Source organism: Rhodococcus sp. NBC_00297, assembly GCF_036173065.1.
Lineage (GTDB): Bacteria > Actinomycetota > Actinomycetes > Mycobacteriales > Mycobacteriaceae > Rhodococcoides.
On record NZ_CP108041.1, the window covers coordinates 2533257 to 2546935 of the forward strand.

11 protein-coding genes are annotated in these 13679 nt (G+C 67.7%); 7 read left to right on the top strand and 4 right to left on the bottom strand.

The window, feature by feature from the left end:
• The first annotated feature begins 2 nt into the window (after nucleotides 1–2).
• Entirely contained in the window at nucleotides 3–1088 is a 1086-nt protein-coding gene (locus OG947_RS12115; protein WP_328811934.1) for a DNA polymerase domain-containing protein, read from the top strand.
• Nucleotides 1089–1094: 6 nt separating this feature from the next.
• On the opposite strand, the gene nhaA is transcribed toward OG947_RS12115, so the two are convergent.
• Nucleotides 1095–2969 (bottom strand): Na+/H+ antiporter NhaA, encoded by a 1875-nt coding sequence (gene nhaA / locus OG947_RS12120; RefSeq protein ID WP_442973128.1) that lies wholly within the window; start codon nucleotides 2967–2969, stop codon nucleotides 1095–1097.
• 85 nt (nucleotides 2970–3054) lie between these two features.
• Nucleotides 3055–3615: a Dps family protein gene (locus OG947_RS12125; RefSeq protein WP_056441116.1), complete on the bottom strand. Its 561-nt coding sequence runs from the start codon at nucleotides 3613–3615 to the stop codon at nucleotides 3055–3057.
• A 153-nt stretch (nucleotides 3616–3768) separates the two neighbouring features.
• On the opposite strand from OG947_RS12125, the gene OG947_RS12130 reads away from it, so the two are divergent.
• Entirely contained in the window at nucleotides 3769–4779 is a 1011-nt protein-coding gene (locus OG947_RS12130; RefSeq protein WP_328811935.1) for a zinc-binding metallopeptidase family protein, read from the top strand.
• An 11-nt stretch (nucleotides 4780–4790) separates the two neighbouring features.
• Here the strand turns inward: OG947_RS12130 and OG947_RS12135 are convergent, their stop codons facing one another.
• Complete coding sequence (locus OG947_RS12135; protein ID WP_328811936.1) at nucleotides 4791–6092, bottom strand: EAL domain-containing protein; 1302 nt, start codon at nucleotides 6090–6092, stop codon at nucleotides 4791–4793.
• 219 nt (nucleotides 6093–6311) lie between these two features.
• Between OG947_RS12135 and OG947_RS12140 the strand changes: the two genes are divergently transcribed.
• The 5 genes from OG947_RS12140 (at nucleotide 6312) to OG947_RS12160 (ending at nucleotide 11619) form a co-directional block, all read left to right on the top strand.
• Nucleotides 6312–7244, top strand: coding sequence for a L,D-transpeptidase (locus OG947_RS12140; RefSeq protein WP_204869291.1), 933 nt, complete (start codon nucleotides 6312–6314; stop codon nucleotides 7242–7244).
• A 76-nt stretch (nucleotides 7245–7320) separates the two neighbouring features.
• Nucleotides 7321–8280, top strand: coding sequence for a carbohydrate ABC transporter permease (locus OG947_RS12145; protein ID WP_442973061.1), 960 nt, complete (start codon nucleotides 7321–7323; stop codon nucleotides 8278–8280).
• Nucleotides 8277–9170, top strand: a complete 894-nt coding sequence (locus OG947_RS12150) for a carbohydrate ABC transporter permease (protein WP_222632249.1) — start codon at nucleotides 8277–8279, stop codon at nucleotides 9168–9170. Before OG947_RS12145 ends, OG947_RS12150 begins: the two co-directional genes overlap by 4 nt.
• Before the next feature lie 25 nt (nucleotides 9171–9195).
• Nucleotides 9196–10518, top strand: coding sequence for an ABC transporter substrate-binding protein (locus OG947_RS12155; protein WP_027506126.1), 1323 nt, complete (start codon nucleotides 9196–9198; stop codon nucleotides 10516–10518).
• A gap of 18 nt (nucleotides 10519–10536) precedes the next feature.
• Nucleotides 10537–11619 (top strand): ABC transporter ATP-binding protein, encoded by a 1083-nt coding sequence (locus OG947_RS12160; protein ID WP_056441124.1) that lies wholly within the window; start codon nucleotides 10537–10539, stop codon nucleotides 11617–11619.
• A 1-nt stretch (nucleotide 11620) separates the two neighbouring features.
• On the opposite strand, the gene OG947_RS12165 is transcribed toward OG947_RS12160, so the two are convergent.
• Nucleotides 11621–13594, bottom strand: coding sequence for a M13 family metallopeptidase (locus OG947_RS12165; protein WP_328811937.1), 1974 nt, complete (start codon nucleotides 13592–13594; stop codon nucleotides 11621–11623).
• Between the last annotated feature and the right edge of the window lie 85 nt (nucleotides 13595–13679).

Below are 13679 nucleotides of genomic sequence, written 5' to 3' on the forward strand. Positions count from 1 at the left end.
CCGTGGCCGCGAAGTCGACGCCCGTGATGCTGCAGGTCGGCGAGCGTGAGGTGAAGGTCTCGAGTCCGGACCGCATCATCTACGAGGCCACGGACCGCACACCGGACATCACCAAACTGCAGGTGTGCGAGTACTTCTCGACGGTGGGCGAGCCGTTGATGCGCGCCCTGGGGGACCGTCCTACCGCGATGGAGCGCTGGCCCGACGGGTATCGCGACGGGATGCGCCTGGCCACCGGCCCGCAGGACAAGGGTGGCGACGGCTTCTATCAGAAGCGATTGCCCAGAGGTGCACCCGATTTCGTCGAGACCGTCGAGATCACGTTCCCGAGCCGGAGGCGCGCAGAGGAACTGTGTCCCACCGAGCCGGCGTCGCTGGTGTGGGCCGCCCAGATGGGCACCCTGACCTTCCACCCGTGGCCGGTCCGTCGGCCCGAGGTCGACCGTCCCGACGAGTTGCGCATCGACATCGACCCCCAGCCGGGAACCTCGTTCACCGACGCCCGCCGCGTCGCTCTGGTGACGCGAGAACTGTTGGAGGAACTGGGTCTTCGTGGCTACCCGAAGACCAGTGGCAACCGCGGCATCCACGTGTACGTGCGGATCCGGCCGGAGTGGACGTTCGAGGACGTGCGTCACGCCGCGATCGGCCTGGGCCGTGAACTCGAACGCCGCGACGACGGCGTGACCACGGCCTGGTGGAAGGAGGAGCGCGGTGCGCGCCTCTTCATCGACTACAACCAGAACAACAGGGACCGCACCATCGCGAGTGCGTGGAGTCTGCGGGCGCGTCCCGGCGCCCCGGTGTCGACGCCGCTGACCTGGGAGCGCCTCGCCGAGACCAGCGACCCCCGTGAGTACTCCCTGGTCACCGTCCCCGACTACCTGCAGGACGGCGATCCCTGGGCGTCGATGGACGACGAGGCGTACTCGTTGGCTCCGCTGCTCGATCTGTGGGAGACGCTGCCCGGCGGCGAACTCAACTTCCCCCCGGACTACCCCAAGATGCCCGGCGAGCCGCCCCGCGTCCAGCCGTCGAAGAAGGTGGCCGCCCATTGGGACGAGGACGGCACCCGGGCGCAGGAGTAGGCGACGTCAGTCGGCGACAGGCCGGCGGGCGGCTGCGCGCATCGCCTCGAGCTCGCGGATGATGGTCGCGGCGTCGTGTGGGCCGCTGTGGCGCTGCGGAACCCGGCCCTCGACGCCGAGATAGAACGTCGGTGTCCCCGGTAGCTCGCTGGTGAGCGCGTCGAGTTCGTCGTCCTCGACGCGGGTGACGAAGTCGCCGGTCCGGAGGTCGTCCTCGAAGCGATCCATGTCGAGCCCGAGGTCCGCGGCGTAGCGGTCGATGTCGTCGCGCTCGAGGGCGTCGCTGTGCAGGAACAGCGTGTCGTGCATCTCCCAGAACTTGCCCTGTGCCGCAGCAGCTTCCGACGCCTCGGACGCGTACCGGGCATGCGGGTGGTAGTCGTCGAGCGGGTAGTGGCGGAAGATGTAGCGCACCTGGTCTCCGAAGTGTTCCCGCACCTCGCGCGTGCTTCCGGTCGCCTTGCTGCAGAACGGGCACTCGAAATCGCCGTACTCCACGATGGTGAGCGGCGCGTCCACCGGTCCGCGGATGTGGTCCCGCTTCGGGCTCACGCGGCGGAGGAGGTCCAGTGACGGTTCCGCGGGCGGCGGCGCGAATCGGTTGCCGAGCGAGAACACCAGCCAGCCGAGCAGCGCGGCGATCACGGAGGCACTGAGCACGCCGACGCGGGCTTGATATGCAAGAGCCGGGTCGTCCAGCGCGAGATCGACGATGAACAGCGAGATGGTGAATCCCACGCCGGAGAGTGCGGCGCCGCCGGCGATCTGCGGGAAGGTGAGCCCCGGCGTCATGGATCCCGGCCGGAGCTTCGCGAACACCGCGCTCGCCGTCGTGATGCCGATGAACTTGCCGAGCACCAGGCCGACGACGATGCCCCAGGTCAGCGACGACGTGGCGGCGGCACGCAGCGTCTCCGAGCTCAGGACCACACCCGCGTTCGCGAGGGCGAAGATCGGCACGATGATGAAGGCCGTGTACGGCTGGTAGAGCCGCATCAGCCGCTCGTTCACCGAGACGGCGCGCTCGAGTCCGAGCCGCGCGGCGCGGGCGTACTCCGGATTGGGGGACTGTCGGAACGCCCGGGTCAGCGCGGCGGCATGTTCCACCTCACGCCGCCGCGGCGGGTAGACGGGCAGGATCAGGGCGATCATGACGCCCGCGAGAGTGGGGTGGACGCCGGACTCGTACATGGCGACCCAGGTGACCACCGAGACGAGTCCGTAGCCCGCGCCGCGCCACACCCGCAGGCCGCGCAGCGACGCGATCAGAGCGAGGCCCGCCACGGACACGAGCAGGGGCCCGATCCGCAGTTCGTCGGTGTAGAACACCGCGATGATGGCGAGTGCGCCGACGTCGTCGGCGACGGCGAGGGTCAGCAGGAAGATGCGCAGACGCACGGCTCGGGCGGGTCCGACGACCGCGAGGAGCCCGACCACGAACGCGGTGTCGGTCGAGATCACCACACCCCACGCCGCGGCCTCGGGCCCGGTGGGATTGAGGAGAAGGAACAACGCCGCGGGCAGTGCGAGCCCGGCGATCGCCGCCACGATGGGAACGGCGGCGCGGGACCGGTCGCGGAGCTCGCCCATGGCGAACTCCCGCTTGACCTCGAGCCCGACGACGAAGAAGAACAGAGCCATCAGACCGTCGTTGACCCAATGCTGCAGGTCGAGCTCGATGCCCTGATCACCCAGCGTGATCGACAGCGGGGTGTGCCAGAACGACTGGTAGGTCTCACCCCACGGCGAGTTCGCCCAGATCAGCGCCACCACGGTGGCGACGAGGAGGAACGCGGCAGCGACGGTCTCGCTGCTGTCTCCCCGACGCGCGTCGGCGATCTTGTCGACCAGGCCTCTGAACCGCGTCCGATGCGCGGTGATCGACTCCGTCACCGCACGAAACTACAGCAGCGCCGCACCCCTCGCGGGGTGCGGCGCTGTGAGCTAGTGCGGTGGAGACGGAGTGTCAGCTCGCGTCGCGTGCCGCTTCCTTCTCGGAACCGGCGCCGGCCGTCGAGAGCTGGCCACCCGCGTTCTCGAGGTGCGCACGCACGAACCAGTGGAACAGCTCCAGCTGGCCGCTGTGTCCGATGAGCAGGTCCTCGGTGACGGGGTCGACCTTGCCGACCTCCTCGATCGCCGCGCGGTAGTCCGAGATCACGCCGGTGTAGACGAGGTCGAGCGCGCCGAGGTGCTCGATGGCCGGCGCGCGGCCGATGCTGTAGTCGTCCCACTTGCGCTGCGAGACGATGGTGCCGGGGGTGCCGAGTGCGGACGAGCCCAGCGTCGCGATGCGCTCCGCGACGTCGTCGGCGAAGCCGCGCACGGCCTCGACCTGGGGATCCAGCATCTCGTGGACGGAGATGAAGTTGGGTCCGACGACGTTCCAGTGCACGTGCTTGAGCGTCAGATGCAGGTCGTTCAGGGCGTTGAGGCGGTCCTGGAGGACCTCCGCCACATGGGCACCGTCGGCGACGTCCATGCCGGGAACGGTGTACGAGGCCGTCTTCTGCGTCGTGTCAGTCATGCACCGTGGATTCACCGTCGGCCCCTCGTTCAAACCCCCCCGGCGTCGCAGGTCACACCGGCTCGGGGGCATGGTCTCGGTGTGGTCCGGAGCGACCCCGCATCTGCGTAGGCTGAGCGTCGTAGCGTTGTCGAGAAGGGTGTTCCACGAGTCATGCGAGTCTTCTTCTGCCGCAAGTGCGGTCAACAGCTGTCGTTCGAGAACTCCATCTGCCTGAGCTGTGACAGCAGGCTGGGATTCCACCTGCCGAGTCGCAGCATGCAGGTGCTCGACGACGATCTGTCCGTGGTCGTGGACGGCACCACCTGGCGACGCTGCGCCAACATCAAGTTGGCGCAGTGCAACTGGTTGGTCGACGCGACGGACGGGGACACGCTGTGCCTGTCCTGCGCCCTCACCCGCACGCGGCCCGCCGACTCCGACCAGGAGGCCATCGCCGAGTTCGCCTCCGCGGAGACGGCGAAGCGCCGGGTGGTGCTCGAGCTCGACGAGTTGCACCTGCCGATCATCGGGCGGGACGAGAACCCCGAGGGTGGTCTCGCTTTCGACCTGCTCTCGAGCGCCAACCGCAACGTCATCACCGGTCATGCCAACGGTCTGATCACGCTGGACCTCGCCGAGAGCGACGACGTGCACCGCGAGCAGCTGCGGGTGTCGATGGACGAGCCCTATCGCACGCTCGTCGGCCACTTCCGGCACGAGATCGGCCACTTCTATCAGATGGTGCTGATCGGCAGCGGTGAGCATCGCGCGCGGTTCGAGGAACTCTTCGGCAACCCGGACGACGACTACCAGGCGGCATTGGATCGGCACTACAGCGAGGGTGCACCGGAGGGCTGGAAGAAGAACTACGTGTCGTCCTACGCGACGATGCATCCGGCCGAGGACTGGGCGGAGACGTTCGCCCACTACCTGCACATCCGGGACACCCTGGACACCGCTGCGGCCTACGCCTTCGCGCCCGCCGGATCCACCTTCGAGGCGCCACTGGCCGGAGACGTCGGTTTCAGCCGGATCATCGACTGGTGGCTACCGCTCACGTGGGCACTCAACCAGCTGAACAGGTCCATGGGACACCAGGACCTCTACCCCTTCGTCCTGCCGGCGAAGGTGCTGGAGAAGATGCGCTTCGTCCACTCCGTCATCGTCCCCGACGAGGTCTGAGCAGGCGCCTTCTACCAGGAACCGCTTCGTTCGGGAGGCAGCCGGGCGATGAGGGACCGCGCGCACTCGATGGTGAGCGTCGTGTCGTGGGACAGCACGTAGTCGTACCGACGTTCCATGTCGGGTCCGGTGTCGCCGAGGTCGCGGGCAGCGAGCACCGCGGAGAAGTGGGGCGTCAGCACGACGACGTCCCATTCCTCGCGCAACGCGTCCGACGCGGCGAGGTTGGCGCCGCGGATCTTCGGGGCAGGCTCGGTCCCGATGTTCTCCGCGAGCGCGCCGACGAGCGTCGCGTTCATGGCCATCAGCTCCCACCGTCGTCCGGTGATGGGCGTGAAGTGCTTGACGTGCTGGAACGCTCCGAGCATCAGCGCGGTCTGCTGGCTGTCGGTCGCCATCGCCTCGAGGTTCTTGCTGATCTCGATGAGCAGACGCTTGCTCGCGCGGCGTACGTCGCGACCGCCGGCAGCCAGGTTGTACGGCGTCGACATCGGGGTGAAGCCGCGATCGCGCGCGATCTCGAACTCGAGGGGTGATCCCACGGGACTGTCGACGGAGAGGTCGGTGGTCGATCCGTAGAGGGAGCCCTCGCCGACACGCGCTCCCATGGCCTGCGCCGTGAGCGCTGCTCGTGCAGTGTCGATGCCCTCGGCCATGACCACGGCGCCGGTGCGCTCCACCTGGGCCGCCACGGCGTTGACCACGCGGGCCGTGAAGCGATTGGGGCGTGTGGCCAGGAGGGTCCGGTCCAGCTTGATCACGTCCGGCTCGAGCAGCGGGAGCAGAGCGAGGGACTCGGGCCGTACTCCCACGTGGTCGACGGCGATGGCCCAGCCGAGTCGTCGGACCTCGGCGACCACCTGCATCAGGTGCGCCGGTCGTCGGATGAGCGCGGTCTCGTCGAACTGCAGCACCGCGCCGCCCATGTCGTGGTCCCGCAGGTCGGGCAGTTCCGTGAGGGAGTCGGGGTCGACCGCGATGAACAGGGGCAGTTCACGAGGAAGCTCGGCGCGCGCGGCCTCGCTGAGCGCTCCGTTCCACCGCGCGGCGTCGAGGTCGGGTGTCATGCCCATCGACTTCGCGGCCGACGCGAGTGACACGGGGTCGGCGAACGACGAGTCGGCGGGACCCAGAACGACCGCCTCGTACCCGACGATGGCATCGGTCTGCAGATCGATGATGCGCTGGAACGACGTGCGGAGGCTCTCGGGACCGAGCAGATCGCTGAGTCCGCCCCCGTCCCGGTCGCCGGAGAACAGCACGGGACGGGCCGGCCTGCTTCCGGCTGTGTTGGTTCGGTCGTCGATCACCACGGCGTGTGCCCTTCCGTCATGTCGGCGCGTTCGCGAGGAACGTGCTCGACCCTCGACCGCCGCCGTGGTTTGACAGGAGTCCTACGTCATCCCGACACGGCGCAGTCAGCGCCCTCCCGGGTGTCTCACCACATTACCCGATTGGCGATGGGGACCACCCGTATGTGTTAATTGCGGTGCGATCAGGTACAGCGACTTCGCTAGGGATGGTTCACAAGCATGGGTGCTCGACGTTCGGCTCGTTTCCTCGCTCGTTCGGCTGCAGGCGTCCTCGCCGCGGCCGCCGTCACCGTCGGGGTGGCCGTGCCCGCCTCCGCGGCGCCGCTGTGGCCCGGTGGCCCGGACATCTCGCTCCCTCCGATCCCCGGCATCACCGCCCCCGCGCCCGGTGTCCCGACACCGCCGGTCGCCCCGCCCGCACCCGTCGAGGCGCCGCGTGGTCCCGCGAACTTCTCCGCTCCCGCACTGAACCCGTCCGCGGGCGAGGTCGTCGGTGTCGCGCAGCCGATCATCGTCCGGTTCGCTGCCCCGATCGACGACCGCGCGGTCGCCGAGCGGGCGATCGACGTGACCACGTCCGCCGGTGACGTCGCCGGCCGCTTCTTCTGGTTCTCCGACAGCCAGGTCCGCTGGCGACCCGACGTCTTCTGGCCGGCGAACACGACCGTGACGGTGACCGCGGGAGACGCGTCGTCCACCTTCACCGTCGGCGACGCGATCGTCACGACGGCCGACGACGACACCAAGACCATCACGGTGACGCGCAACGGCGAGGTGGTGCGCACGATGCCCACCTCGATGGGCAAGGTCGGCCACGAGACGCCCAACGGCACCTACATCGTCGGCGAGCGTTTCCGCGACATGTACATGGACTCGTCCACCTACGGCGTGCCGGTCGATGCGCCCGAGGGCTACCGGACCTACGTGGAGTACGCCACTCGCATGTCGAACAGCGGCATCTTCGTCCACGCCGCGCCGTGGTCGGTGGACAGTCAGGGTGTCGAGAACGTCAGCCACGGCTGCCTCAACGTCAGCACCGAGGACGCGAAATGGTTCTTCGAGACGGCCCAGAAGGGTGATCCCGTGGTGGTGCAGAACACCGACGGCGGCATTCTGAACGGCCGCGACGGCCTCGGCGACTGGCAACTCTGAACGATCACATCTCGGACCGATACTGATCGGTCCATGTTCACCATTCGTTCGCTTTACCTACGCTAATGTCCCACCGGTGAGAGCAAGCCCGCCGCGATCGCGGCCGGTGGTCCAGCGCACCTTGCCGGAACTGCCACCCGCACAACGATCTTTCCTCCGTCGACCGTGGCGCGACTACGCGCTGTTCCTGGTGTTGGTCGGGCCGAACCTGGTCCTGCTGGGCGTGTTCACCTACCGGCCGCTGCTGGACAACATCAGGCTCTCGTTCTTCGACTGGAACATCTCGTCGCCGACGTCGACCTTCATCGGTCTCTCGAACTATCGCGAATGGTGGGGGCGCAGCGACACGTGGCAGATCGTGTCGAACACCGTCATCTTCACCATCGCGGCGGTGGCGGGCAGCATGCTCCTCGGACTCGTCCTGGCGATGCTCCTCGATCGCAAGCTGCGCGGCCGCAACATCGTCCGCTCGGCCGTCTTCGCTCCGTTCGTCATCTCCGGCGCGGCCATCGGTGTGGCGTTCCAGTTCGTGTTCGATCCGAACTTCGGCCTGATCCAGGACGTCATGCGGCGGTTCGGCTTCGAGGGAGTGCCGGACTTCTACCAGAGCCCCGGGTGGGCGCTGTTCATGATCACCGTGACGTACCTGTGGAAGAACCTGGGCTACGCCTTCGTCATCTATCTCGCAGCGCTGCAGGGTCTTCGGCAGGATCTGACCGAAGCCGCGCAGATCGACGGCGCGAGTCGGTGGACGACGTTCCGCAAGGTGACGCTTCCTCAGCTGCGTCCCACGACGTTCTTCCTGTCCATCACGGTCATGCTCAACTCGTTGCAGGTCTTCGACATCATCAACGTGATGACGCGGGGCGGTCCGCTGGGTACCGGCACCACCACGCTGGTCTATCAGGTGTACGAGGAGTCGTTCCGCAACTTCCGGGCCGGCTACGGTGCGACCGTCGCCACGATCATGTTCCTGGTGCTGCTGATCATCACCGTCCTGCAGGTGCGAGTCATGGATCGAGGTGATGCGCGATGAGCGTGATCGACAGGGCACCGGCCGCCGCCACTGCCGACGATGCCCGCCCGGCGCGGGACGCCGCCCGGCGTCGTCGACTCTCCACACTCTTCGGCTACGCAGCGATGGTCGTGGTCATCGTCATCATCGGGTTGCCGCTCTTCTGGATCGTCGTCACCTCGTTCAAGGAGCGCGGTGACATCTACGTGCAGCCGTCGGTCTGGTGGCCCGCGGTGTTCCGCCCGGAGAACTACGACGAGGCGACGACCACCGTTCCGTTCTGGACGTTCCTGAAGAACTCCCTGATCATCACCAGCATCCTGGCCGTCGTGAAGTTCGCGCTGGGCGTGCTCAGCGCCTACGGCCTCGTCTTCCTGCGCTTTCCCGGCAAGACGATCGTCTTCCTCGTGATCATCGCCGCACTGATGGTGCCGAACCAGATCACGGTGATCTCCAACTACGCGCTGGTGGCACAGTTGGGGTGGCGCAACACCTTCCAGGGCATCATCGTGCCGCTGGCGGGCGTGGCATTCGGAACGTTCCTCATGCGCAACCACTTCCTGTCGATACCGCAGGAGATCATCGAGGCCGCCCGCATGGACGCCGCCGGCCCGGTCCGTCTGCTGTTCCGGGTGGTCCTGCCGTTGTCGGGCCCGACCATGGTCGCGTTCGCCACCATCACCGTGGTGAACGAGTGGAACGAGTACCTCTGGCCGTTCCTGATGTCGGACGACTCGTCCGTCGCGCCGCTGCCGGTGGGCCTGACCCAGTTGCAGAACAACGACGGCGTCACCAACTGGGGGCCCGTCATGGCCGGCACGGTGCTCACCATGCTGCCCATCCTCGTCGTCTTCCTCGCACTGCAACGCCACATGATCAAGGGACTCACCTCCGGCGCCGTCAAGGGCTGACCAACCTATGAACAAGGAGCACATGATGCAGCCATTCTCTCGCCGCGGATTCCTCGGACTGTCCGGTGCCGTCGCCGCGGGCGCCGCTCTCACCGCCTGTGCCGGAACGAGTTCGACGAGCAGCTCGTCGTCGTCCGGTGGTGGCGATGCCAGTACCATCACGTTCTGGTCGTCCCACCCGGGCAGCTCGAAGGACATCGAGAACGAGCTCATCTCGCGCTTCCAGACCGCCAATCCCGACCTGACGGTGCAGATGGTCGACGGCGGCAAGAACTACGAGGAGATCGCGCAGAAGTTCAACGCGGCGCTGTCGGGCGGGTCGCTGCCGGACGTCGTGCTGCTCTCGGACGTGTGGTGGTTCAACTTCGCGTTGCTCGGCGCGATCTCGCCGCTGGACGACCTGTTCTCGCAGGCGGGCGTGAACACGAGCGACTACGTCGACTCGCTCGTCGCCGATTACAACTGGAACGACAAGACGTGGGCGCTGCCCTACGCCCGCTCGACCCCGCTGTTCTACTACAACCGCGAGGTGTGGACTGCTGCCGGACTCCCGGATCGCGGGCCTGCCACGTGGCAGGAGTTCGACCAGTGGGGCCCGGAGATCCAGCGCGCCATCGGATCCGGCAAGCTCGCGCACGGCTGGGGCAACGCGGAGGACTATCTGGGGTGGACCTTCGAGGGCCCGATCTGGACGTTCGGCGGCAGCTACTCCGACGAGTTCGATCTGAAGTTCACCGACGAGCGCACCATCGAGGCCGGCAACTTCCTCAAGGACATGATCCACACGAAGAAGTACGCGGCCGTGTCCAACGACATCGCCAACGACTTCTCCGCGGGCCTGCTCGGCTCGACCATCGCGTCGACCGGCGACCTGTCGGGCATCACGAAGAACGCGAAGTTCGACTTCGGCACGGCGTTCCTCCCCGCCGAGGCGGGCACTCCCGGGTGCCCGACGGGTGGCGCCGGACTGGCCATCCCGGCGAACATCCCGGACGAGCGGAAGATCAACGCGCTCAAGTTCATCGAGTTCGTGACCAACACCGAGAACACGGCGTACTTCTCGCAGAACGTCGGCTACATGCCGGTGCGCAAGTCGTCCGCCACCGACGCCTCCGAGGTCGCGTTCCTCGAGCAGAACCCCCGCTCGCGGACCGCGGTGGACCAGCTCGCGCGGACCCGGTCGCAGGACTACGCCCGCGTGTTCGTGCCCGGCGGCGATCAGATCATCGGTGCGGGTCTCGAGCAGATCGCCCTGCAGAACGCCGACGTCGCGTCGACGTTCTCGGGTGTGCAGGATCAGTTGCAGCAGATCATCGATCGCCAGATCACTCCCAAGCTGCCCAAGTAGAAGCGGACCACCTCTGTCATGGCCTCGGTACATTTCGTGGAGACGACCCACCGCTACGCGGGAGCACCGACTCCCTCGGTGGACGCGCTCAGTCTGGACATCGCGGACGGCGAGTTCCTCGTGCTCGTCGGACCGTCGGGATGCGGCAAGTCGACGAGCCTGCGCATGCTCGCCGGGCTCGAGGCGATCGAGAGCGGGCGCATCGAGATCGGCGGCAAGGACGTCAGCGGGTTCGCACCCAAGGAACGTGACGTCGCGATGGTGTTCCAGAACTACGCGCTGTATCCGAACATGACGGTGGCGGAGAACATGGGATTCGCGCTGCGCAACGCGGGAATGTCGAAGGCGGACACGGCCGTCCGCGTCGAGGAGGCGGCTCGGATGCTCGAGCTCGAGCCCCTCCTCGGCCGGCGTCCGGGCAAGCTGTCCGGCGGCCAACGTCAGCGCGTGGCGATGGGGCGCGCGATCGTGCGTCGCCCCGAGGTGTTCTGCATGGACGAGCCGCTCTCCAACCTGGACGCGAAGCTCCGGGTGAGCACGAGGTCGCAGATCGCGTCGTTGCAGCGCCGGCTCGGCACGACGACGGTGTACGTGACGCACGATCAGGTCGAGGCCATGACGATGGGGGACCGGGTCGCGGTCCTGAAGAGCGGACTCCTGCAGCAGGTCGCGAGTCCCCGTGAGCTGTACGCGAATCCGGTCAACGACTTCGTCGCGTCGTTCATCGGCTCGCCCGCGATGAATCTGCTCGAGACGGATGTGGTGGACGGCCACGCCGTCCTGGGTGGCGCGCGCATCCCGGTGCCCGCCGCACACAAGGGGAGGATCGTCGTCGGGGTCCGCCCCGAGTCGTGGGAACTGGTGGGCGAGTCCGACACCGAGGCGGTCGAGCTGACCACCGAGCTGGTCGAGGAACTGGGGGCGGAGTCGTTCGCCTACTCGGTCGGACCGGCGGACGCCGGCTGGACGGCCCGCGGTGGCCGCGTGGTGGTGCGGGTGGATCGTCGTGTCGTGGTCGGTGCGGGCGAGCGCCTGCGCGTCAGGCCGGACGCGGGTGAGGTGTACTTCTTCGATCCCGAGTCCGGCCTGCGCCTGCGCTAGATCACCAGATGCGGACGCGCTGCTGCGGATCCAGGTAGAGCGCGTCCTGCTCCGTCACCTCGAAGGCCTCGTGGAAGCTGTCGAGGTTGCGGACCACGCCGTTGCACCGGAACTCGGGCGGCGAGTGGGGATCGATGGAAAGGCGGCGCAGCGCCTCCGCGTCCCGCGCCTTGGTGCGCCACACCTGCGCCCAACCGAAGAAGACACGTTGGAGCCCTGTCAGGCCGTCGATCTCCGGGGCCGCGGAGCCGTTCAGTGAGATCTTGTACGCCTCGACGGCGATCGACAGACCACCGAGGTCACCGATGTTCTCGCCGATCGTGAACTTCCCGTTGACGTGGTGTCCGGGAAGAGCTTTCGGCTCGAACGAGTCGTACTGCTCGATCAGCGCCGTGGTGCGCTTGCCGAACTCGCTGCGATCACTGTCGGTCCACCAGTCGACGAGGTTGCCGTCACCGTCGTACTTGGCTCCCTGGTCGTCGAATCCGTGGCCGATCTCGTGTCCGATGACCGCACCGATTCCGCCGTAGTTCGCGGCGTCGTCGGCGTCCGGGTCGAAGAACGGGGGCTGCAGGATCGCGGCGGGGAACACGATCTCGTTCATGCCCGGGTTGTAGTAGGCGTTGACGGTCTGCGGGGTCATGAACCACTCGCCGCGGTCCACCGGACCACCGAGCTTGTCCAGATCGCGCTGGTACTCGGCCTCGTAGCCGCGGCGGTAGTTGCCCACCACGTCCGCCGGGTCGATCAGCAGCGAGGAGTAGTCCCGCCAGGTGTCCGGGTAGCCGATCTTCGGGGTGAACTTGTCGAGCTTCGCCAGCGCGGCCGTCCGCGTCTCCGGGCTCATCCACTCGAGGTCGGAGATGTTGCGCCGGTACGCCTCGACGAGGTTGGCCACCAGTTCCTGCATGCGCGTCCGCGAATCGGCCGGGAAGTGCTTCTGCACGTACAGCTTTCCCACCGCCTCGCCCATCAGGTCCTGTACGAGGGAGACGCCGCGCTTCCAGCGCTCGCGGTTGGTCTCGGTTCCCGTCAGCGTCCGGCCGTAGAAGGCGAAGTTCTCGTCGACGATCGCGGACGTCAGGTACGGCGCGCGGGAGTGGAGGATGCGCCAGGTGGCCCAGGCCTTCCAGGCGTCGAGGCTCCGCGTCGACCACAGCTCCGCGAACGTGGTGAGGAACTCGGGCTGGCGGACGACGATCTCGGCGAAGTGCCGGTCCGCGTCGGCGCCGAGGCCCTCGATCCAGGCGCCCCACTCGAAGCCGGGCGCGTCCGCTCGCAGCGACGCGAGCGTCGTCAGGTTGTAGGAGAGATCGGCGTCGCGGCGCTTCACCACGTCCCAGTGGCCCGCCGCCAGGGCGGTCTCGAGATCGAGGACGCTCGCTGCGGAACGGGTCACGCCCGCGAGGGCGAACATGGCGCCGATGTGCCCGGCGTACTGCTCGCGAACCTGTGCGTGCTCGTCCTCCCGGTAGTACGACTCGTCGGGGAGGCCGAGGCCGGACTGCGAGAAGTGGACGAGGTAGCGGTCCGATTTCTTCGAGTCGGTGTCGACGTAGTGCGCGACCGCGCCGCCGACACCGGTGCGCTGCAGAGTGCCGAGTACGCGGGCGAGCGCCTCGCTGTCGGTGGCGTCGGCCACCGCCGCAAGCTCGTCGGCGATCGGCGCGGTGCCGGCCGCCTCGATGGCGTCGGCGTCCAGGAAGCTGCTGTAGAGGTCACCGATCTTCGCGGCGTCCGAGCCGGGCGCCGGGCTGGAGTCCGCCGCGACCTGGATGATGTCGCGGACGTGCTCCTCGGCCCGGTCGTACAGTGTCCGGAATGCGCCGTCGACGGCGCGGTCGGCCGGGATGTCGTACTCGGCCAGCCAGCGGCCGTTGACGTGCTCGAAGAGATCGTCCTGCGCCCTGGTGCCGGCGTCGACGAACTTCAGGTCCAGGCCCGAGGGCCGTGCGAGTGATGCGTCCGAGGTCATGCCTCCATCCTGACAGGCCGGACGAGATGCGCGGGGTCGACGGGGCATTACGCTGGTCCGCGCAGGGTCACGTTGTCGACGAGAG

Bases quoted from the DNA above. Each gene is read 5' to 3' on its own strand.
- OG947_RS12160 (WP_056441124.1), top strand. From the start codon at position 10,537: ATGGCCTCGGTACATTTCGTGGAGACGACCCACCGCTACGCGGGAGCA.
- OG947_RS12125 (WP_056441116.1), bottom strand. From the start codon at position 3,615: ATGACTGACACGACGCAGAAGACGGCCTCGTACACCGTTCCCGGCATG.
- OG947_RS12150 (WP_222632249.1), top strand. From the start codon at position 8,277: ATGAGCGTGATCGACAGGGCACCGGCCGCCGCCACTGCCGACGATGCC.
- OG947_RS12130 (WP_328811935.1), top strand. From the start codon at position 3,769: ATGCGAGTCTTCTTCTGCCGCAAGTGCGGTCAACAGCTGTCGTTCGAG.
- OG947_RS12155 (WP_027506126.1), top strand. From the start codon at position 9,196: ATGCAGCCATTCTCTCGCCGCGGATTCCTCGGACTGTCCGGTGCCGTC.
- OG947_RS12140 (WP_204869291.1), top strand. From the start codon at position 6,312: ATGGGTGCTCGACGTTCGGCTCGTTTCCTCGCTCGTTCGGCTGCAGGC.
- OG947_RS12165 (WP_328811937.1), bottom strand. From the start codon at position 13,594: ATGACCTCGGACGCATCACTCGCACGGCCCTCGGGCCTGGACCTGAAG.